We start from the raw sequence: 19,599 nt of genomic DNA, 5'->3' as shown, positions 1-19,599 counted from the left end.
AGGGTTCCGCAGCGGGGTGGCCAAACTGTGACAGGTTTGCACTCGCGGGGCGAGCGGGGCGGGCGCCGGCTGTGCTTGGCGCATGCCGCTCTGCCTCAGGGGCGATTTGTTTCAGAGGGATGCAGGACGCCACCGCGGATCGAACCGGCTGGTGGTCCTCGGAACCGCGCGAGCGCGCATCGTCGGAGAAATCCGGATGCGCCTGTCGCAAAGCAAGAACCGCCATGCCCAGCCGCTTGCCATGCCCCGCGCAGGCCAGGCGGCCTGTTCGCAACGCGCTTGTGGTTGCGGATTGCCCGCCACGGGTACGCGGCGACAATCGTCGCGGCATGAATCTTCTCTACCTCAACCACTATGCAGGCGGCCCGGATTGGGGCATGGAATTCCGCCCTTGGTACCTGGCCCGCGAATGGGCCAGGCTGGGTCACCGCGTGGACATCGTGGCCGCGACCTACAGCCACGTGCGGTCTGCGCAGCCTCAGGCCGGGCAGCTGCTGCCGCCGGTCTTGCGCGGCAGCGTGGGGATGTCGTCGATCGAGGACGTGCGCTGGCACTGGTATGCCGCCGATCCCTACCAGGGCAACGGCGTGGGGCGGGTGCGCAACATCGGCCAATTCCTGGGCCGCGTGGCCTGGCATGCACCCACCCTCGCGCGCCAGCTCAAACCCGACGTGGTGATCGCCTCGAGCACCTACCCCATGGACATCTGGGTGGCCGCGCGGCTGGCGCGCGAGGCCAGGCGGCTGGGCGCGCGCGGCCTGCTGGTGCACGAGGTGCACGACCTGTGGCCGCTCTCGCCCATCGAGCTGGGCGGCATGTCCCCGACTCACCCCTTCATCCGGCTGTGCCAGGCGGCCGAAGATTGGGCCTGCCGGCATGCCGATCGCGTGGTCAGCATGCTGCCCAACGTGGCCGAGCACCTGCGCGCCCACGGCCTGCCCGAGGGGCGGCTGCACATCGTGGGCAACGGCATCAGCCCCGACGACTGGCACACGGCCGAGCCCGCGCCGCTGCGGCCCGACCTGGCGCAACACCTGGCGCGGCTGCGCGCCGAGGGCGCGTGCGTGGTCGGCTATGCGGGCTCGCATGGCACGCCCAACGCCATGGAACACCTGCTGCTGGCCGCCGCCCGTCTGCAGACCGAATCCGAGGCCGGCGCCAAAGGCCCGACGCTGGCGTTCGTGCTGGTGGGCGATGGCCACGAAAAAGCCGCGCTGCAGGCGCAGGCCCAGGCGCTGGGCCTGCGCCACCTGCACTTTTTCGACCCCGTGCCCAAGGCACAGGTGCCGGCCTTCCTGGCGCAGGTCGATGTGGCCTACATCGGCTGGCAGGACCTGCCCATCTACCGCTTCGGCATCGCGCCCAACAAGCTGTTCGATTACATGATGGCGGCGCGGCCCGTGCTGCATTCCGTGGCCGCCGCCAACGATCCGGTGGCCCTGTCCGGCTGCGGCCTGACCGTGGCGCCCGCCGATCCGCAGGCCATCGCCCAGGGCCTGCGAGAACTCGCTGCGCTGTCGCCCGAGCGGCGGGCCGTCCTCGGGGCCCAGGGCCAGGCCTACGTGCTGGCGCACCACACCTGGCCGGTGCTGGCGCAGCGGTTTCTGCACGCCCTGGCGTGACCCACGCGTGGCGTGCTCGGCATCCACAACGTGAAGTTCGCCGTCAGCGTGGCGTTGATGCGTGCCGGTGCGGTCGGTGCGTGCTGGGCCATGGCGGCGTCGTGCAAGGAGGACGCCGAGGTGAGCAGCGCCGCGCGCTGGCGGGTGTCACCGCTGGCTCGGTGAGCGCGGCGGGCTCAGGTGCGGCGGTGGACGTTCGATGTTGGGAGTATGGTGTCATCCCCGTTTTTCAGATAAAGAAAATGGCTGCATACTGCATCAGACGTCGATGACGGGTTTCAGCGGCGCGCCAGCGCCTGGCCCGGGTTCACGCGCTCGAAGCGGTAGAACAGGTTGGGCTCGGAGATGACGTAGAGCCGGCCCTGGCCGTCCACAGCGATGCCTTCGGCCTGCGGGATGTCGTCGGCCAGGCCCTGCGAGCCCGCGCGCAGGGGCAGGCGTGCAATCAGCTCGCCCGAGGGCGCGTACTCGTAGACCATGGCCGACTCGTCGCTGAGCAGCAGCACGTGGCCACTCTCGGGGTCGACCTCGACCGAGGACAGGTCGGTGGCGCCGATCTCGACCTCGTCGATCGCCGAGGGATGGGGCGTGCCGTCCAGGTCCAGCGACACCACGCGCATGGGCCAGCGCTCCTGGGCCAGCAGCAGGCGCTGGTGCCGTGCATCCCAGGCCAGGCCCTCCAGCCCCAGGTTGGCAAAGGCCGAGGGTGGCAGCGACAGCGGCGCGCGGTCCAGCAGCCGGGGCTTGCCCTGGGCCGGAATCTGCGCCCAGCGCACGCGGTTGCCATCCTCATCGGCCAGCGCAAACAGGTCGCCCTGGATGTGGGCAATGCCCTCGATGTCGCCCGCGCCCTTCAAGGGCATCAGGCGCAGCAGCTCGCCCTCGGTCGAGAGCTCGGCGATGCTGGACGGCCGGTTGATGACCGCGAACAAGGTGCCGGTGACGCTGCTGTAGCTCAGGCCCGACAGGTTGCGGCGGATGCCCGCCACGGGCTTGGCCAGCACGTTCTGGTAGGCCGGCAGCGTGGCCGCCGCCAGCTGGCTGGCGGTGGGGGGCGGCAGATCGGGGCCGGACAGGGCGTAGCCCATGGTGCCCAGGCCCATGGTGGCCACCAGCAGCAGGGCCAGGCGCCGCGGCGTGCGCCAGGGCCGCGATGTGCGCCAACGACGCAACCACGCCAGACGGGTGGACCTGAACGTGAATCGGGCAGGGGCGGGCGGGCGTTGCGACATCGAATCCTTGGGTGCTACCAAAGCAAGAGCATAAACCGCCGATTGTGAACAGCGTGTGAATGGGCCTGGTGGGCCCAGGGGGGGCGGCGCACCGGCGGCCGGCTGGCTGGCGGCAGGGTGGGCGCAGGCACGCGGCAGGCAGAATGGCAGGCTTTGCCGATCCGTCCCCCATGTCTGCCCCCTCGTCGTCACCGCCGTCGTCCTTCGCCGCTTGCGGCGCGCCCGTGTCGGACCGGCCGGGTGCCGGGGATGCTGCGCCCCCTGCAGTGCAACTGCGTGACCTGGATGTCGCGCACGAGCTGCCGCAGGCCCTGGCCATCTTCCGCGAGTACGTCGCCAGCCCCACGGTGTCGCTCGACTACCAGGGGCATGCGGCCGAGTTCGCCGACCTGGCGGGCCACTACGCGCCGCCGCAGGGCGGCCTGGTGCTGGCCTGGCGGGGCGACGAGGTGCTGGGCTGCGCGGCGCTGCGTCGGGTGGATGCGCAGCGCGGCGAACTCAAGCGCGTGTACGTGCGTCCGGCCGCGCGGGGCCTGCGGCTTGGCGAGCGCCTGGTGCGCGCGGTCATCGCCCGTGCCACACAGGCGGGCTACCAGCGCCTGTGCCTGGACGTACTGCCCGAGTTCCAGGCCGCGCAGCGTCTCTATGAACGGCTGGGGTTCGTCGACGCCGAGGCGGTGACGTTCAACCCCGTGCCGGGCACACGCTTCATGGCGCTGAACCTGGCAGAGCCGCCGCCGGGCTGAGCCGCCACTGCGGGCGGCGCCACCGGGCCATCCGGGCCGCGGCCCCACGGCACAATGCGGGGCTTCGCTGCTTTTGTTGCCCACGCCGCCATGTCCGTGTCCCTGTTGCCCTTTGCCTTGCCCGAGATCGGCGAGGAGGAAATCGCCGAAGTGGCCGACAGCCTGCGCTCGGGCTGGCTGACCACGGGCCCCAAGACCCAGCGCTTCGAGGCCGAGTTTGGGGCCTTCCTCACCCGCCTGGACCCGCAGCAGCATGCACCGGACGGCGATGCCGGCCAGGCGGTAGCGCCGCTGCACTGCATGGCCGTCAACTCGGCCACCGCTGGCCTGCACCTGGCGCTCGAAGCCCTGGGCATTGGCCCGGGCGACGAGGTCATCACCACCACGCACACCTTCACGGCCTCGGCCGAGGTGGTGCGCTACCTGGGCGCGCACCCGGTGCTCGTGGACATGGACCCGGACAGCCTGTGCATCGACGTCGATGCCGCGCGCCGAGCCATCACGCCGGCCACCCGGGCCATCATCCCCGTGCATTTCGGGGGCCGCGCGGCCGACATGACGGGCATCCTGAGCCTCGCGCGCGAGTTCGGCCTGAAGGTGCTGGAAGACGCCGCCCACGCGCTGCCCTGCACGCACGCGGGTCGCGCCATCGGCACGCTGGCCAGCGACGCCACGGTGTTCAGCTTCTACGCCAACAAAACCATGACCACGGGCGAGGGCGGCATGGTGGTCACGCGCGACGCCGCGCTGGCCAGCCGCGTGCGCACCATGCGCCTGCACGGCATTGACCGCGATGCCTTCGCGCGCTTCAACACCCACGTGCCGGCCTGGCGCTACGACGTGGTGGCGCCGGGCTTCAAATACAACATGACCGACCTGGCCGCCGCCATCGGCCTGCACCAGCTCAAGAAGGTGGCGCGCTTTGCCGCGCGCCGCGCCGAGATCGCCCGCCAGTACGACGCAGCCTTTGCCGACCTGGACCTGGTGCTGCCGCCCCATGCGCTGCCGGGCGATACGCACAGCTGGCACCTGTACGTGATCCAGCTGGGCGATTCGGTGTCCGTGTCGCGCGAGGTGTTCATCGAGCGCATGTTCGCCCAGGGCATCGGCATGAGCGTGCACTACATCCCGCTGCACCAGCTCAGCTACTGGAAGAATGAGTATGGCCTGGTGGCCGATGATTTTCCATCGAGTGACAGGGCATACTGGCGCTCTGCCTCGCTGCCCATCTACAGCCGCATGACCGATGCCGACGTGCAGCGCGTGGTGGCCGCCGTGCGCCAGGCGCTGGCCTGACGCGGGCCAGGTGAGCGGGCATGGCCAAGCGCGCCTTCGACTGGATCGTGAGCAGCCTGGCCTTGCTGCTGCTGGCGCCCGTGCTGGCGCTGGTGGCCGTGGCCGTGCGGCTGGATTCGCCGGGGCCGGTGCTGTTCCGGCAGCAGCGCGTGGGCCTGCAGGGGCGGCTGTTCTGGATCCACAAGTTCCGCAGCATGCGCTGGCAGCCGGCCGGGCTGCCAGCGGCCGGCCCGCAGGTCACCGCAGGCTCGGATGCGCGCATCACGCGCGTGGGCCGCTGGCTGCGGCGCAGCAAGCTCGACGAGCTGCCGCAGCTGTGGGACGTGTGGCGGGGCGCCATGAGCCTGGTCGGGCCCCGGCCTGAAGTGCCGCGCTTCATGGCCTGCTACGCCCCGGCGGTGCGGGCGCAGATCCTCTCGGTGCGGCCGGGCATCACGGACTGGGCAGCCGTGGCGTTTCGCGACGAGGAGCGCCTGCTGGCGCAGGCGGCCGACCCCGAGCTGGCCTATGTGCAGGCCGTGATGCCCATCAAGCAGGCCTATTACCTGCAGTACGTGGCCACGCGCAGCCTCGCCGGCGATCTGCGCATCCTCTGGGCCACGGCGTGCGCCGTGTTGGGGGTACGCGTCGCTCTGCCTGATGTGATGAACGGCAAGCAGGGCATACCGCTGCAGACACACGGCCTGTCGCAGACGGCGGGTGAAACGAACGGGAATCGGGACTGACATGGTGCGCATGGGACAGTGGCTCACACGCTACGTGGTGATCGACGCGGTGCTGGTGGCCGCCGCCTGGTGGCTGGCCTTCGGCCTGCGCTTCGGCTTTCGCTCGCTGGCGGCGGGCGAGTACACGCACATCGCCATCAGCGGCTTTCCGGCCGCCATGGTCTGCATGCTGATGGGGCTGTTCCTGGCGCGCGTGAACCGCCAGACCTGGCGCTTCGTCAGCCTGGTGGACCTGCGGCGCCTGGCCGGCGGGGCGCTGGCGGGCGGCCTGCTGACGGCAGCGGCGATCCAGCTGATGCAGATGCCGGGCTTCCCGCGCTCGGTGTTCCTGCTGTTCATGCTCACCACCGTGATCCTGCTGGGCGGCGTGCGGGCCACGGCCCGCTCGCTGGGCGAGCGCCAGCAGGCCCAGCAGCAGCGCCACGAGGGGCAGCAGCGGCTGCTCATCGTGGGCACGCTGGCCGAGGCCGACCACGCGCTGCGCCAGCTCAAGGGCTCGGCGCGCTGGCTGGTCGTGGGCATCGTCTCGCCGCTGAGCGACGAGCTGGGCCACAGCCTGCAGAACGTGCCGGTGCTGGGCACGGTGCAGCAGCTCGACCAGATCGCCCACGTCAAGCAGACGCGCATGGTCTTGCTGGCCAGCCCGCCCGGGGCGCCGCTGCGGCGCGAGATGCTGATGCACACCGGCGAGGCCGGGCTGAGCCTGCTCACCCTGCCCGATGCCGACCAGTGGCTGGACGCCGAGGCCAGCACGGACCTGCGCCAGGTGCAGCTGGAGGACCTGCTGGGCCGCACCCCCGTGGCGCTGGACGACCACGGCCTGACCGAGCTGATGTCGGGCAAGACCGTGCTGGTGACGGGCGCGGGCGGCTCTATCGGCTCCGAGCTGTGCCGCCAGATCGCCCGCTTTGGCGTGGCGCGGCTGGTGTGCGTGGACGTGTCCGAATACGCCATCTACCAGCTCGAGCAATCGCTGCGCCGCAGCCACCCGCACATGCAGGGGGTGTACCTGACGGCCAACGTGCGCGAAGCCGAACGCCTGGACGCCATCCTCATGGCCTACAAGCCCGTGCTGGTGCTGCACGCCGCGGCCTACAAGCACGTGCCCCTGATGGAGAGCCAGAACGCCGTCGAGGCCCTGCGCACCAACGTGCTGGGCACGGTGAACGTGGCCGGCGCGGCGGGGCGGGCCGGCGTGCAGCGCTTCGTGCTCGTGTCCACCGACAAGGCCGTCAACCCCACCAACGTGATGGGCGCCAGCAAACGCCTGGCCGAGCGCGTGGTGCAGGACGTGGCGGGCCAGTACCCGGCGACGCAGTTCGTCGCGGTCCGCTTCGGCAACGTGCTGGGCTCGAGTGGTTCGGTGGTGCCGCTGTTTTCGGCACAGATCGCGCGCGGCGGCCCGGTCACCGTCACCCACCCCGACATCGTGCGCTACTTCATGACCATCCCCGAGGCGGCCCAGTTGGTGCTGCAGGCGGGGCTGATGGGGCGCTCGCGGCAGATCTTCGTGCTGGACATGGGCGAGCCCGTGAAGATCGCCGAGCTGGCGCGCCTGCTCATCCGCCTGTCCGGCAAGACCGAGCAGGACGTGCCCATCGCCTTCACCGGCTTGCGCCCGGGCGAGAAGCTGTACGAAGAGCTGCTGGCCGATGACGAGACCACCGAACGCACGCCCCACGCCAAGCTGCGCATCGCCAAGGTGGGGGCGGACGACAGTGCGGTCAGCGGCCAGGTGCTGGCCTGGTTGAACGAGGCCGGACCGGCGCCCACCGGCGAGGCCGTGCGCGCCTGGCTCAAGCGCCAGGTGCCCGAATACCAGCCCAACGACTCCACCGGCTGACGCCGGTTCTGCCAAATCCGTCTGCACCGGCACCCGCTCCCCGTGCACAAAGGGTTCGATAATCGAGCGTTTTGTAACAAATAGGGGAGTGCCATGCGCCACATCCTGCGTGCACTGGCGGTGTGTTGGTTGTTGACCGCCTCCTGGGCACAGGCCCAGATCGTCTTTCTGTCGCCCGATGAAAACCAGCCTGTTCCACCGTCTGCGGTGGACTGGTCATTCACCAACAACGCCTATGACGCGTTCAACGACTATGCGGCTGCGCATGGCCTGACGATCTCGGACCACCGCGGGGCCCTCAGCTCGGCGACGCCCGACGCCACGCTGTTCAACGGCGCGCAGCTCGTGGTGCTGACGACGACCTACGCCCGCATCCACAGCGCGTGGTACCCGGTGCTGGCCGACCTCATGCTGCACCGGCCCGATCTCACGTTCGTGATGTTTCCCGACGGCTGCTGCAGCGCGGACACCAACCTGCAGCCCCTGGTCGACATCATCAACCAGGGCGTGGGCTGGGGCCTGTCGGCGCCCACCTACCAGCCCAGCCTCATCAGCTCGCCCTTGAACACGGCGTCGCTGTATGCCGGCAGTTTTTCGGGTTTGCCGGTCTTGGAAGGAGGGTATTACCGTTTTGTCCAAAACGTGCCTGGCGACAACGCGTTGTACCTGCCGCAAGGGTCGGGCTTGCCACAGCCCAGCGACGCCGTGAACGCCTACGCTTTCTTCGTGCCGCAGCAGGGTTTCAATGGCGGGCAGGGCGCTTGCCTTTTCCTCACCGCCGACATCAGCCCGTTTCAGTTTGCGGGCCAACCGGCCCGGATCGCCGAAGCTTTCATGAACGCCGCCACCGACCCCAGCGGCGCCTGCAAGCAAGCCACGCGCGCACCCGACCTGGCCGTCACCCTGACCGGGCCCGCCACGGCCATGGTGGGCGTGGCGCAGACCTTCACCCTGCACATCACCAACCAGGGCGCCAGCGCCAGTGCCGACGGCACCGTGAGCCTGCCCCTGCCCACAGGGCTGACGGTGGACGCCGGCAGCCTGCCGGCCAGCTGCAGCGTCACTGGCGCCACCTTGACCTGTTCCCTGGGTGCCCTGGCCGCCTCGACGGGCAGCACCACGCTGAGTTTTCAGGCCACGGCGAGCCAGGCGGGCAGCTACGACCTGGTGGCCACGGTCGCGAACGTCACGGCCGAAACCAACCTGGCCAACAACACCGCCACCGCGTCGCTGCAGGTGGCCGATGTCCCCGTCGTCGCGCCCGTGGCGAAGCCGGTGCCCGGCCTGGGCGCCCTCGGTGCTGGCCTGCTGGCGGCGTTGATGGCCGGCGTGGTGCGCGTGCGCCGCCGCGCTGGCTGAGCGGCCGCAACCCGGCCGGTGAGGACACGCGGATCGGCCGCAGAGCGCTCACAACCAGGCGGGGTGGCGAAGCTGACCCGCACGGTCAGGGCCATGGCCTGCGCCCCTGTTGGCCCTACAGCCATGCATGCCTCAGGCCACCGCCAGCACGCTGGCCGGCGCGACCGGCCCTGTGTCCCCTCGCGTCTGGCCGCGCCCGGTTCGCACCCCGCCCGCAGTGTCGGCATTCCCTCGCACGATGCGGCCGCTTGGCCGGGCCCTCTTTCTCGGGTGCCGGCGCTGGCCCGCTCCTCTTTCACCTCAGGGCGCCCACATCCAAGCCGGTTCGCTCGCATTCAGCGCCCGACGTGCCGGGCGGGCGTTAGCATCGCGGCTTTGCATTTCCCTCGGCCGCCATGCACATCGCCCTCACGTACCTGCTCGAAGTCCTGGCCAGCCTGTTCGGCGGCGCTTGCCTATTGCGCGCCTACACCAACTACCACGGCATTCCGCTGCAAAGCCCGCTGGGCCGCGTGATCGCCAGCCTGACCGACTGGGCCGTGCTGCCGCTGCGCCGCATGCTGCCCAAGATGGGCCGGCTGGACCTGGCCAGCCTGCTGGTGGCGTTCGCGGTCAAGGCGATCCAGTTCGGCATCCAGAACGTGTGGCTGGGCGGCGGTCTGTGGGTGTGGCTGGAGATGACCGCCGTGGGCCTGGTGCAGCTCATCTGCACCCTGATCACGGTGGTGATGATTGCCCTGGTGCTGATGAGCTGGCTGCGCGGCGACCCCGATGTCTACGACTGGCTGCAGCGTGTCGGCGCGCCCCTGCTGCGCCCCGTGCAGCGCCTGATTCCGCCCTTGGGCAACGTGGACCTGTCGCCGCTGATCTGGACCCTGGGCGCGCAGATGTTCTCGCGCAGCCTGGACCACTGGCAGGACCAGTGGCTGCAGCGCACCTTGCTCGTGGTGTGATGTTCAAAGGCAGTATGCATGTGTTACCGATTGGTATGTATTGAGAAGGGCTGCATACTGCATGCGACATAGGCATCAGGCTCGCAGCCTGATGTGGCCAAATCACATCACAACTCCTCGAGGCGCTTTGGCGGAAAGCTGTCCCAGCTTTGGCAGCCCGGGCATTGCCAGAAGTAGGTGGCCGATTCGAAGCCGCACTGCGTGCAGCGGTAGCGCGACAGCGGCTTGCCGGCCTGCGTGAGCGCGCGCTGCACCAGCGCGTGGTCAGAGTGGCTGTGCAGTGGCTCGTCCTCCAGCCAGCGCGTGGCCGCCAGCAAGGACGGGTGCTGCTCGAGGTGGCGGATGTACCAGGCCCGGCCATTGGGCGGGTGGGGCGCCAGGCTGACGATGGCGTCCAGCACGTCGATGGAGGCCTGCTGCTCGTAGCTGAGCTTGAGCACGGCCAGCGCGCCCGCCTGCTGCGCGCTGGCTTGCGCGGCCTGGGCCAGGGCGTGGGCAGCCAGCGGCATGGCGTGCGGCGCTTGCTGGGCGATGCGCACCAGCCGGTCGTAGGCGGCCTTGAAGTCCTGCTGCTGGGCGTGCCAGCGCGCGCTGTCGAGGTAGGGCCGGGGCGCGGCGGGGGCTTCGGCGTTGGCTTGACGCAGCAGGGCCAGGCCGGCGTCGCGTTCGCCGCGTGTCAGGGCCGTGGCCGCCTGCTCGCACAGGAAGTGGGCGATGCGCGTGTGGAAATCGCCGGCGCCGCGTTGCTGCAGCTCGCGGGCGATGTCGGCGGCCTTGGGCCAGTCCCGCGCGCGTTCGTAGATGGCCAGCAGCGCCACGAGCGCATCCTGCTCGAAGCTGGTGCCGCGCAGGGCGATGAGGGCGTTCTCGGCGTGGTCGAGCAGGCCAGCGGTCAGGTAATCCATGGCCAGCGCGTGCTGGGCGCGTGCGTGGTCTTCGCGGCTCAGGTCGCCCCGCGCCAGCAGGTGCTGATGCACGCGCACGGCGCGGTCGTAGTCGCCGCGGCGGCGGAACAGGCTGCCCAGCGCGAAGTGCAGGTCCGAGGTGTCGGGGTCGCTCTGCACGGCCTCGATGAAGGCGTCGATGGCGCGGTCCTGCTGCTCGTTGAGCAGGTAGTTCAGGCCTTTGAAATACGCTTTGGGCGCTTGCCGGTAGTCGGTCTTGGACTGGCGCACGTCCAGCCGCGAAGCGAACCACCCCAGCGCAAAGGCGATGGGAAAGCCCAGCAGGATCCAGGTCAGGTCAAAGGCCATGGGGCGAGTCCTCGGGCAGGTCGACGAGCGGGGGCCGGCCGGTCAACAGCGTCTCGTCCTCGGGGCGGCGAGCCTGGGCAGCCTTGGGCGTTTGCCGGCGCCACAGGGTGCTGAGCATGCCCAGCACGCCCACGGCCAGGCCGATGGCGAAGCTGACCAGCACGATCAGGGCCATGGGCATGCGCCACTGCTGGCCAAAGAAGAAATGCACGCTGGCGTCCTGCTGGTTGTTCAGGGCAAAGGCAAACAGCGTGAAGAACACGGCGGCCTTGAGTGCCCAGCGCAGCACACGAAGCAGGGTCTGCATGGCGGCTCACTCCGCGTCGGTGCGGCTGTCGACGGCCTCGCGCAGGGCCTTGCCGGGCTTGAAGTGGGGCACGCGCTTTTCGGGAATCTGCACCGCCTGGCCCGTGGCCGGGTTGCGGCCCTGGCGGGGCGGCCTGCGCGTGACCGAAAAGCTGCCAAAGCCGCGAATTTCAATGCGATGCCCACGGGCCAGCGCGTCGCTCATGGCGTCGAGGATGGTCTTGACCGCCACTTCGGCGTCGCGCACGGTCAGCTGATCAAAACGCGCGGCCAGCGCTTCAACGAGATCGGAACGGGTCATGGCAACGGTTGGCTGACAAATGGGCATGAAAAAGCCGCTTGGGCAGGCGCTGGCACCGGATGGGCGGACCATCCGGCATCAACGCCACGCAAGCGGCTCGCGTGACGTCAAGCAGGGATTATTGCTTGTCCGTGTCCAGCTTGGCACGCAGCAGGGCGCCCAGGCTGGTCGTGCCAGCGTGTTCGCGGGCCGATTGTTGCGACAGGCTGGACATCGCTTCGTGCTGGTCGGCGGCGTCCTTGGCCTTGATCGACAGCTGGATGTTGCGGGTCTTGCGGTCGATGTTCACGACCACGGCCGTGACTTCGTCGCCTTCCTTGAGCACGTTGCGGGCATCTTCCACGCGGTCGCGCGAGATTTCCGACGCACGCAGGTAACCCACGATGTCTTCGCCCAGGTCGATTTCGGCGCCCTTGGCATCCACGGTCTTGACCTTGCCGGTCACCGTCGAGCCCTTGTCGTTGATCGACGTGAAGGTCGAGAACGGGTCGCCGTCGAGCTGCTTGATGCCCAGGCTGATGCGTTCGCGGTCCACGTCCACGCCCAGCACCACGGCCTCGACTTCCTGGCCCTTCTTGTAGTTGCGCACGGCCACTTCGCCGGGCTCGTTCCACGACAGGTCGGACAGGTGAACCAGGCCGTCGATGCCGGCAGCCAGACCCACGAACACGCCGAAGTCGGTGATGGACTTGATGGGGCCCGACACCTTGTCGCCGCGGCGGGTGTTCTGAGCGAACTCCTGCCAGGGGTTGGCCTTGCACTGCTTCATGCCCAGGCTGATGCGGCGCTTGTCTTCGTCGATGTCGAGCACCATGACTTCGACTTCGTCACCCAGCGACACGATCTTGTTGGGGGCCACGTTCTTGTTGGTCCAGTCCATTTCGGACACGTGGACCAGGCCTTCGATGCCGGGTTCCAGCTCGACGAACGCACCGTAGTCGGCAATGTTGGTGACCTTGCCGAACATGCGCGTGCCCGAGGGGTAGCGGCGCGACACGCCCAGCCAGGGGTCGTCGCCCATTTGCTTGAGGCCCAGCGACACGCGGTTCTTCTCGGTGTCGAACTTGAGGATCTTGGCCTGGATTTCCTGGCCGGTGTGCACCACTTCCGAGGGGTGGCGCACGCGACGCCAGGCCATGTCGGTGATGTGCAGCAGGCCGTCGATGCCGCCCAGGTCCACGAACGCACCGTATTCGGTGATGTTCTTGACCACGCCATTGACGACGGCGCCTTCCTTCAGCGTCTCCATCAGCTTGGCGCGCTCTTCGCCCATCGAGGCTTCGACCACGGCACGGCGCGACAGCACGACGTTGTTGCGCTTGCGGTCCAGCTTGATGACCTTGAATTCCAGGGTCTTGTTTTCGTAGGGCGTCAGGTCCTTGGTGGGACGCGTGTCGACCAGCGAACCCGGCAGGAAGGCGCGGATGCCGTTGACCAGCACGGTCAGGCCGCCCTTGACCTTGCCCGAGGTGGTGCCGGTCACGAAATCGCCCGATTCCAGGGCCTTTTCCAGGGCCAGCCACGAGGCCAGACGCTTGGCCTTGTCACGGCTCAGGATGGTGTCGCCGTAGCCGTTTTCCACGGCGTCGATGGCCACCGACACGAAGTCGCCTTCTTGGACTTCGATTTCGCCCTGATCGTTCTTGAATTCTTCGATCGGCACGTAGGCTTCGGACTTCAGGCCGGCGTTCACGACCACGAAGCTGTGCTCGATGCGCACGACTTCAGCGGTGATGACCTCGCCAGGGCGCATTTCCGAGCGCTGGATCGATTCTTCAAAAAGGGCGGCAAAAGATTCGGACATGAATTTCCTTGACTCGACTCAGGATTGACCCGCGCGACATGCGCTGGTTTGTAGGGGCTGAATGCGAGCGGAATGTGGGATGAAATCCCGGGTTGGGTTGCACAACGGTGGCCTGCCAGTGCGCATGCGGCGCGGCGGGAGCAAACCACCACCTTGGGGTGAGAGGCCCGAAGGCCTCGCGGCGACCTGTGGACAAACCTCAGGTCGTCTGCAGTCCTTCGAAGGCCGTCAGGTGGCTGCAAAGGGCTGCAATGCAAGCCACCAGCTCAACACCTGTTGCACCGATTCCTCGATGCCCAGTTGCGAGTTGTCCAGCGGCTTGGCGTCTTCGGCGGGCTTCAGGGGGGCCACGCTGCGCTGCGTGTCGCGCGCATCGCGGGCCTGCAAGTCGGCCAAAAGGTCGGATAGTTTAGCGTCAAAACCGTTGGCCATCAATTGCTTGTGGCGGCGATCGGCGCGCGTCTCGGGCGTGGCAGTCAGGAACACCTTGAGTGGCGCCTGCGGAAAGATCACCGTGCCCATGTCGCGCCCGTCGGCCACCAGCCCCGGCAGGCGCGCCGCGCGGCGCTGCAGGTCGAGCAGGGCGGCGCGCACGCCGGGCAGGGCCGACACCTGGGAGGCCTTGCCCCCCATGTCGTCGGCGCGGATGGCGGTGCCGCAGTCTTCGCCGTTGAGCCAGATGCGGCCGTCGTCGAAGCGCGGATTCAGCGTCTGGATGAGGCGCACGATGTTGGCTTCGTGTTCGGCATCCAGGCTCAGGCCGGCGCGCGTGGCGGCCAGGGCCGTGACGCGGTAGAGGGCGCCGGAATCCAGGTAGTGGTAGCCCAGGCGCTTGGCCAGTTCGCTGGCCAGCGTGCCTTTGCCCGAGGCCGACGGGCCGTCGATGCAGATCACCGGCACCTCGCCGCGCGGCCGGGCCAGGGCGAGCAGGGCTTCGAAGTAGTCGGGGAAGGTCTTGGCCACGCACTTGGGGTCCAGGATGCGCACCGGCAGGCCTGCGGGGTTGAACGCCGCCAACGAGAAGCACATGGCCATGCGGTGGTCGTCGTAGGTGCCGATGGTGGCTGCCCGCCAGACGCCCAGCTCGCGCGGCGGGGTGATGGCGATGAAATCGCCGCCTTCCTCGACCGTGGCGCCGAGCTTGCGCAACTCGGTGGCCATGGCGCTCAGGCGGTCGGTCTCCTTGACGCGCCAGCTGGCGATGTTGCGCAGCACCGTCGTGCCTTCGGCGTACAGCGCCATGACGGCCAGTGTCATGGCGGCATCGGGGATGTGGTTGCAGTCCAGGTCGATGGCTTTGAGGGGCCAGGCGCCGCGGCGGATTTCGAGCCAGTTGGCGCCACTGCGGATGTCGGCGCCCATGGCGCGTGCGGCATCGACGAAGCGGATGTCGCCCTGAATGGAGTCGGCGCCCACGCCCTTGATGCGCACGCAGTCGTCTTCGCCCCGGCCCTCGCAGGCGAGCGCGCCGGCGGCGATGAAGTAGCTGGCCGACGAGGCGTCGGCCTCGACGTAGACGTGCTCGGGCGCGCGGTAGCGGCTGCCGGGCTGGATGGTGAAGCGCGACCAGCCGTCGCGCCGCACGATGACGCCGAACCGGGCCAGCAGGTTCAGCGTGATCTCGATGTAGGGTTTGGAGATCAGCTCCCCCTCCACGCGCAGCTCGATGGGCTGGTCGTCGGGCGATGGCACGGCCAGCGGCAAGGCCATGAGCAGGGCCGTCAGGAATTGGCTGGAGACGTTGCCTTTGACGGAGATGGAGTATTGGCGGTTTTCCGTTATTTGATCAACGCGAATCGGTGGATACCCCGTCTCACCCAGGTAGTCCACCGTGCAGCCGAACTGGCGCAGCGCATCCACCAGGTCGCCAATGGGGCGCTCGTGCATGCGCGCCACGCCGCTGAGGGTGGCGGGCACGCCGAGCACGGCCAGCACCGCGGCCAGGGGGCGCATGGCCGTGCCGGCGTTGCCGAGGAACAGCTCGGCCGGTGCGGCCGACGACGGGGCAAAACGGCCGCCGCAGCCGGTGATGGCGACGGTGGTGCCGTTCACCTGCACCCCGACACCCAGCTGCTGCAGGGCGGCCAGCATCACGCGGGTGTCGTCCGAATCCAGCGCGTCGTGCACGACGGTGGTGCCTTCGCACAGCGCGGCCAGCAGCAGCACGCGGTTGGAGATGCTCTTGGAGCCGGGCAGCACCACCGTGCCACGGATCTGCGCCAGGGCCGGCAAGTCGAGGAAAGGGATCGCGTACATGAGGGTTCAGCCTCGTGGGGTCAAAAAGGGCCGACGACGGGCGTGCGGTCCGGGATCAAGGGCGGCAGGGCGCGAAGCGGGGCGCTCCGGGCCGGGGAACAGGATCACACGCCCGACTGCGGCGTGCCCATGCGCCAGTGGGCGCGCGCGACGCTGGCGTGGCGGATGGCGCGCTCCAGCGCTTCTCCGTCGCCGCGCTCGATCAGCGACTCCATGGCGGTCAGGGCTTGTTGGAAGGCCTTGGACTGGGCCAGCACTTCCTGGCGGTTGGCCAGCAGCACATCGCGCCACATGGCGGGATCGCTGGCGGCGATGCGGCTGAAGTCGCGAAAACCCGGGCCGGCCAGCGCCAGCAGTTCGTTGCCCTGTTCCTGGCCCAGCACCCCGTTCATGGCCGCAAACGCCAGCAGGTGGGGCAGGTGGCTCACCGCGGCGAAGGCCCGGTCGTGGGCTTCGGGGGACATGCGCACGACCTTGGAGCCCATGGCTTCCCAGACCGCCTGGGCGCGGTCCAGGTGCTGCACCTGGGTGCGCTCCAGCGGTGTGAGGATGACCTGGCGATCACGGAACAGGTTGGCGTCGGCATGCTCCACGCCCGAGACCTCGCGGCCGGCCACCGGGTGGGCGGGCACGAAGCAGCCCAGCATGTCGCGCAGCGAGCGGCGCGCCGCGTCGACCACGTCCTGCTTGGTGGATCCCACGTCCATGACCAGGACCTCGGGCTTGAGCATCTCGCGGATGTTGCGCAGCGTGGCCTCGGTGGCCGCCACCGGCACAGCCAGCAGGATCAGGTCGGCCCCCGACGCGGCCAGCAGGGCCGAGGGGGCCTCGATGTCGATCACGCCCAGCTGGCGCGCCTTGACGGTGGTGGTGGGGGATTTGCTGTAGCCCACGACGCGCTTGACCAGCCCCGCCTGGCGCAGGGCCAGCGCGAACGAGCCGCCGATGAGGCCGCAGCCGATCAATCCGAGTTGCTGGAACATGCGAGGCTGCCTTCAATCCGCCACGGGGTAGGTGCCCAGCACCTTGAAGAAGGAGCACAGCTGACGCAGTTCGGTGATGGCGGCCTTCACCTGGGGCTGTGAGGGGTGACCCTCGAGGTCGATGTAGAAGTAGTACTCCCACTGGCCCGAGCGCGCCGGCCGCGACTCGAAGCGCGACATGGACACGCCATGCTGCTTGAGCGGCACCAGCAGGTCGTGCACGGCGCCGGGTTTGTTGGGCACCGAGACGATGAGGCTGGTGCAGTCACGGCCCGAAGCCTCGGGGGCCGGCTGGGTCTGCGGCAGGCAGATGACGGCAAAGCGCGTGCGGTTGAAGGCGTCGTCTTGGATGGCGTGGGCCACGGTGAACAGGCCGAACTCGCTGCCCGCGCGTGCGCTGGCAATGGCGGCCCAGGTCGGCTCTTGCGCGGCCAGGCGGGCGCCTTCGGCGTTGCTGGACACAGCGCGGCGTTCGACATGCGGCAGGTGCTCGTTGAGCCAGCGCTGGCATTGGCCCAGCGCCTGGGCGTGGCCGACGATGACCTCGATGCCGTCCTTGCTGTCGTTGGCGCGCAGCAGGTTGTGGCGCACCAGCATGCTGGTTTCACCGATCACGTGCACCGGCGAGTGCAGGAACAGGTCCAGCGAGCGCGTGACCACGCCTTCGGTGTTGTTCTCGACCGGCACGACGCCGAACTCGGCCGTGCCGGCGGTGGTCGCGTGGAACACCTCGTCAAAGCTGCCACAGGGGATGTGCTCGATGCTGGAGCCGAAGAACTGCTCGGCCGCCTGTTCCGAGAAGGTGCCGCGCGGGCCCAGGTAGGCCACGCGTTGCGGGGCCTCGAGGGCGCGGCAGGCCGACATGATCTCGCGCCAGATGGTGGCCACGTTCTGGGCCTTGAGCGGGCCCGGATTGCGCGTCTGCAAGCCATGGATGACCTGGGCTTCGCGATCGGGGCGAAACACCGCACTGCCTTCCTTGCGCTTGAGCTCGCCGACCTCGTTGGCCAGACCCGCGCGACGGTTGAGGACTTCGAGAAGCGCCTGATCGGCCGCGTCGATCAGGGTGCGCAGTTCGGCAAGGGTGCGGGTCATTGGCGTGAGCAGGGGGCTTTGCGTTAGGCGTGGCGAAGCTCGAATTCTCGCATGTAGGCCAACAGCGCCTTGACGCCTTCGAGCGGCATGGCGTTGTAGAGGCTGGCGCGCATGCCGCCCACACTCTTGTGGCCCTTGAGCTGCAGCAGGCCCGCGGCCTTGGCGCCGGCCAGGAAATCGTCGTTGCGCGACTCGTCGGCCAGGAAGAAGGGCACGTTCATGCGCGAACGGTGCGCAGGCGCCACGCGGTTCACGTAGAAGGGCGAGGCGTCGATGAAGTCGTAGAGCAGGCGGGCCTTCTCGATGTTGCGCGCCTCGACGGCCGCGATGCCGCCCTGGCGCTTGAGCCACTGGAACACCAACCCGGCCATGTAGATGGCGTAGGTGGGCGGGGTGTTGAACATCGAGTCGTTCTTGGCCACCAGCTCGTAGTTGAAGGCGCTGGGGCAGATCGTCAGGGCCTGGCCGACCAGGTCCTTGCGCACCACCACCAGCGTCAGGCCCGCGGGGCCCAGGTTCTTCTGAGCGCCGGCGTAGGCCAGGCCCACGCGCGACCAGTCGATGGGCCGCGAGGCCACGTGCGACGACACGTCCACCACCAGCGGGGCGCTGCTGCCCAGGGCCTTCAGGTCGGGCAGGGTTTGAAACTCGACGCCGTGCACCGTTTCGTTGGAGCAGATGTGCAGGTAGCGCGCGTCCGGGCGCAGCTGCCAGGTGGCGGGATCGGGAATGTCGGTGAACCCGCCGGCTTCGCCGGAGGCGGCCAGCGCCGTCTGGCCGTACTTGCCGGCTTCCTTGAAGGACTTCTGGCTCCAGCCGCCCGTGACCACGAAGTCGATGGCGCCGCCCTGGCTCAGGTTCATCGGCACGATGGCGTTTTCGCCCCAGCCGCCGCCCTGCATGAACAGGATGTGGAAGTCCTCGGGCACGGCCATGAGCTCGCGGAAATCGCGCTCGGCGGCCTCGTAGATCGAGATGAACTCCTTGCCGCGGTGGCTCATCTCCATCACGCCCATGCCGCTGCCATGCCAGTTGGCGATCTCGGCGCCGGCTTGCTGAAGGACTTCCTCCGGCATGGCAGCCGGGCCTGCGGAAAAATTGAAAGGACGGTTCATGGCAGGACGGGCGTGAAAGGCCAAAAACATGACGCCGCAAGCGGCGTCATGAAGGTTGGAGTATGACCCGGTTGCCGTTCAAACAACAACGGCTGTTGGGTGATACTGCCTGTGAAACGGCACGGGTGCCGCCAGGCAATTACTTCTTGGGTGCAGCCGGGGCCGGTGCGTTGATGATCTTGCCGGCGGCGGTGTCGAAGGCCTTGGCGCTCGATTCGACCTGGGTCTTGGTGGCGTCGACCACCTTCTTGGCCCAGGCGTTGGTGGCGTCACCGGCCACCGTCATGAACTTGCTGCTCACGGGCGATTCCAGGTAGGCCACGATGGTCTTCAGCTCTTCTTCGCTGAACTTTTCCATGTACACCGGCACCAGCGTGCTCTCGGCAGTCTTGTCGACCTGCGCTTCCACGGTCTTCTTGGTGCTGTCGACGAACTTCTTCAGCTCCACGTCGAGCTTGTCGCGCACGTCCTTCTGGCGGGCCGGCGGCACCGACTCGTCCAGACGTTGCGACCAGCCTTGAATCATGGGCACGGCAGCCGATTGGACGAGTTGCTCGGTGAGGGCGCCCCCGTCATTCTTGGCTTGGATGGCGGCCAGCTTGACGGCCAGCGCACGCTTGGCGTCCTGGGCGTGGGCAGCCATGGGGAAGACAAAGGCCACGGCCGTGATGGCCAGGGCGGCCTTGCTCTTGAGGGTCAACATGATTGAG

The 19,599-nt window shown here is 68.6% G+C and carries 17 protein-coding genes; 7 read left to right on the top strand and 10 right to left on the bottom strand.

Annotation, left to right across the window (positions count from 1 at the left end; translation table 11 throughout):
* Nucleotides 1-329: 329 nt before the first annotated feature.
* Complete coding sequence (locus CCO03_RS17285; RefSeq protein WP_087283095.1) at nt 330-1,622, top strand: glycosyltransferase family 4 protein; 1,293 nt, start codon at nt 330-332, stop codon at nt 1,620-1,622.
* A gap of 278 nt (nt 1,623-1,900) precedes the next feature.
* Here CCO03_RS17285 and CCO03_RS17280 read toward each other — a convergent pair whose 3' ends face one another.
* Complete coding sequence (locus CCO03_RS17280; protein WP_157667773.1) at nt 1,901-2,794, bottom strand: SdiA-regulated domain-containing protein; 894 nt, start codon at nt 2,792-2,794, stop codon at nt 1,901-1,903.
* 332 nt (nt 2,795-3,126) lie between these two features.
* Here CCO03_RS17280 and CCO03_RS17275 point away from each other — a divergent pair, with 332 nt between their 5' ends.
* From CCO03_RS17275 to CCO03_RS17250, 6 genes are all read left to right on the top strand, one after another.
* Nucleotides 3,127-3,600, top strand: coding sequence for a GNAT family N-acetyltransferase (locus tag CCO03_RS17275; RefSeq protein WP_418236065.1), 474 nt, complete (start codon nt 3,127-3,129; stop codon nt 3,598-3,600).
* 90 nt (nt 3,601-3,690) lie between these two features.
* Nucleotides 3,691-4,896 carry a DegT/DnrJ/EryC1/StrS family aminotransferase gene (locus tag CCO03_RS17270; RefSeq protein WP_087284866.1) on the top strand — a complete coding sequence of 402 codons (1,206 nt, stop codon included), beginning with the start codon at nt 3,691-3,693 and terminating at the stop codon, nt 4,894-4,896.
* 20 nt (nt 4,897-4,916) lie between these two features.
* Nucleotides 4,917-5,621 (top strand): sugar transferase, encoded by a 705-nt coding sequence (locus CCO03_RS17265; protein ID WP_087283089.1) that lies wholly within the window; start codon nt 4,917-4,919, stop codon nt 5,619-5,621.
* A 1-nt stretch (nt 5,622) separates the two neighbouring features.
* Nucleotides 5,623-7,464 (top strand): polysaccharide biosynthesis protein, encoded by a 1,842-nt coding sequence (locus tag CCO03_RS17260; protein ID WP_169717488.1) that lies wholly within the window; start codon nt 5,623-5,625, stop codon nt 7,462-7,464.
* Between the two features lie 93 nt (nt 7,465-7,557).
* Nucleotides 7,558-8,823 carry a DUF11 domain-containing protein gene (locus tag CCO03_RS17255; protein WP_087283087.1) on the top strand — a complete coding sequence of 422 codons (1,266 nt, stop codon included), beginning with the start codon at nt 7,558-7,560 and terminating at the stop codon, nt 8,821-8,823.
* Nucleotides 8,824-9,218: 395 nt separating this feature from the next.
* On the top strand, nt 9,219-9,776 hold the full coding sequence (locus CCO03_RS17250) for a YggT family protein (protein ID WP_087283084.1): 558 nt from the start codon (nt 9,219-9,221) through the stop codon (nt 9,774-9,776).
* 107 nt (nt 9,777-9,883) lie between these two features.
* Here the strand turns inward: CCO03_RS17250 and lapB are convergent, their stop codons facing one another.
* The 9 genes from lapB to CCO03_RS17205 form a co-directional block, all read right to left on the bottom strand.
* Nucleotides 9,884-11,029: a lipopolysaccharide assembly protein LapB gene (lapB, locus tag CCO03_RS17245; protein WP_087283082.1), complete on the bottom strand. Its 1,146-nt coding sequence runs from the start codon at nt 11,027-11,029 to the stop codon at nt 9,884-9,886.
* On the bottom strand, nt 11,019-11,336 hold the full coding sequence (locus CCO03_RS17240; protein ID WP_087283079.1) for a LapA family protein: 318 nt from the start codon (nt 11,334-11,336) through the stop codon (nt 11,019-11,021). The genes lapB and CCO03_RS17240 overlap by 11 nt, the downstream gene beginning before the upstream one ends.
* Before the next feature lie 6 nt (nt 11,337-11,342).
* The gene (locus tag CCO03_RS17235) at nt 11,343-11,636 is read right to left on the bottom strand and encodes an integration host factor subunit beta (RefSeq protein ID WP_087283077.1); all 294 of its coding nucleotides are present in this window, start codon (nt 11,634-11,636) and stop codon (nt 11,343-11,345) included.
* Nucleotides 11,637-11,754: 118 nt separating this feature from the next.
* A complete protein-coding gene (rpsA, locus tag CCO03_RS17230; RefSeq protein WP_087283075.1) occupies nt 11,755-13,440 on the bottom strand; it encodes a 30S ribosomal protein S1 in 1,686 nt (561 codons plus the stop codon).
* 228 nt (nt 13,441-13,668) lie between these two features.
* The gene (locus tag CCO03_RS17225; RefSeq protein WP_087283073.1) at nt 13,669-15,696 is read right to left on the bottom strand and encodes a bifunctional 3-phosphoshikimate 1-carboxyvinyltransferase/cytidylate kinase; all 2,028 of its coding nucleotides are present in this window, start codon (nt 15,694-15,696) and stop codon (nt 13,669-13,671) included.
* A 104-nt stretch (nt 15,697-15,800) separates the two neighbouring features.
* A complete protein-coding gene (locus CCO03_RS17220) occupies nt 15,801-16,679 on the bottom strand; it encodes a prephenate dehydrogenase (protein WP_087283070.1) in 879 nt (292 codons plus the stop codon).
* 12 nt (nt 16,680-16,691) lie between these two features.
* Entirely contained in the window at nt 16,692-17,774 is a 1,083-nt protein-coding gene (pheA, locus tag CCO03_RS17215) for a prephenate dehydratase (protein ID WP_087283068.1), read from the bottom strand.
* Between the two features lie 23 nt (nt 17,775-17,797).
* Nucleotides 17,798-18,889 (bottom strand): 3-phosphoserine/phosphohydroxythreonine transaminase, encoded by a 1,092-nt coding sequence (gene serC, locus CCO03_RS17210; RefSeq protein ID WP_087284863.1) that lies wholly within the window; start codon nt 18,887-18,889, stop codon nt 17,798-17,800.
* Nucleotides 18,890-19,028: 139 nt separating this feature from the next.
* Nucleotides 19,029-19,592, bottom strand: a complete 564-nt coding sequence (locus CCO03_RS17205) for a DUF2059 domain-containing protein (protein ID WP_087283066.1) — start codon at nt 19,590-19,592, stop codon at nt 19,029-19,031.
* Nucleotides 19,593-19,599 lie beyond the last annotated feature (7 nt).

The organism is Comamonas serinivorans, assembly GCF_002158865.1.
GTDB classification, from domain to species: Bacteria; Pseudomonadota; Gammaproteobacteria; order Burkholderiales; family Burkholderiaceae_C; genus Comamonas_E; species Comamonas_E serinivorans.
Note: the sequence above shows the minus strand (reverse complement) of the source record. Positions and strands in the feature narration are given on the sequence as shown.

Coding starts and splice junctions, on each gene's coding strand:
- CCO03_RS17285 (WP_087283095.1), top strand. CDS start 330: ATGAATCTTCTCTACCTCAACCACTATGCAGGCGGCCCGGATTGGGGC.
- CCO03_RS17270 (WP_087284866.1), top strand. CDS start 3,691: ATGTCCGTGTCCCTGTTGCCCTTTGCCTTGCCCGAGATCGGCGAGGAG.
- CCO03_RS17265 (WP_087283089.1), top strand. CDS start 4,917: ATGGCCAAGCGCGCCTTCGACTGGATCGTGAGCAGCCTGGCCTTGCTG.
- CCO03_RS17260 (WP_169717488.1), top strand. CDS start 5,623: ATGGTGCGCATGGGACAGTGGCTCACACGCTACGTGGTGATCGACGCG.
- CCO03_RS17255 (WP_087283087.1), top strand. CDS start 7,558: ATGCGCCACATCCTGCGTGCACTGGCGGTGTGTTGGTTGTTGACCGCC.
- CCO03_RS17250 (WP_087283084.1), top strand. CDS start 9,219: ATGCACATCGCCCTCACGTACCTGCTCGAAGTCCTGGCCAGCCTGTTC.
- lapB (WP_087283082.1), bottom strand. CDS start 11,029: ATGGCCTTTGACCTGACCTGGATCCTGCTGGGCTTTCCCATCGCCTTT.
- CCO03_RS17240 (WP_087283079.1), bottom strand. CDS start 11,336: ATGCAGACCCTGCTTCGTGTGCTGCGCTGGGCACTCAAGGCCGCCGTG.
- CCO03_RS17235 (WP_087283077.1), bottom strand. CDS start 11,636: ATGACCCGTTCCGATCTCGTTGAAGCGCTGGCCGCGCGTTTTGATCAG.
- rpsA (WP_087283075.1), bottom strand. CDS start 13,440: ATGTCCGAATCTTTTGCCGCCCTTTTTGAAGAATCGATCCAGCGCTCG.
- CCO03_RS17225 (WP_087283073.1), bottom strand. CDS start 15,696: ATGTACGCGATCCCTTTCCTCGACTTGCCGGCCCTGGCGCAGATCCGT.
- CCO03_RS17220 (WP_087283070.1), bottom strand. CDS start 16,679: ATGTTCCAGCAACTCGGATTGATCGGCTGCGGCCTCATCGGCGGCTCG.
- pheA (WP_087283068.1), bottom strand. CDS start 17,774: ATGACCCGCACCCTTGCCGAACTGCGCACCCTGATCGACGCGGCCGAT.
- serC (WP_087284863.1), bottom strand. CDS start 18,889: ATGAACCGTCCTTTCAATTTTTCCGCAGGCCCGGCTGCCATGCCGGAG.
- CCO03_RS17205 (WP_087283066.1), bottom strand. CDS start 19,592: ATGTTGACCCTCAAGAGCAAGGCCGCCCTGGCCATCACGGCCGTGGCC.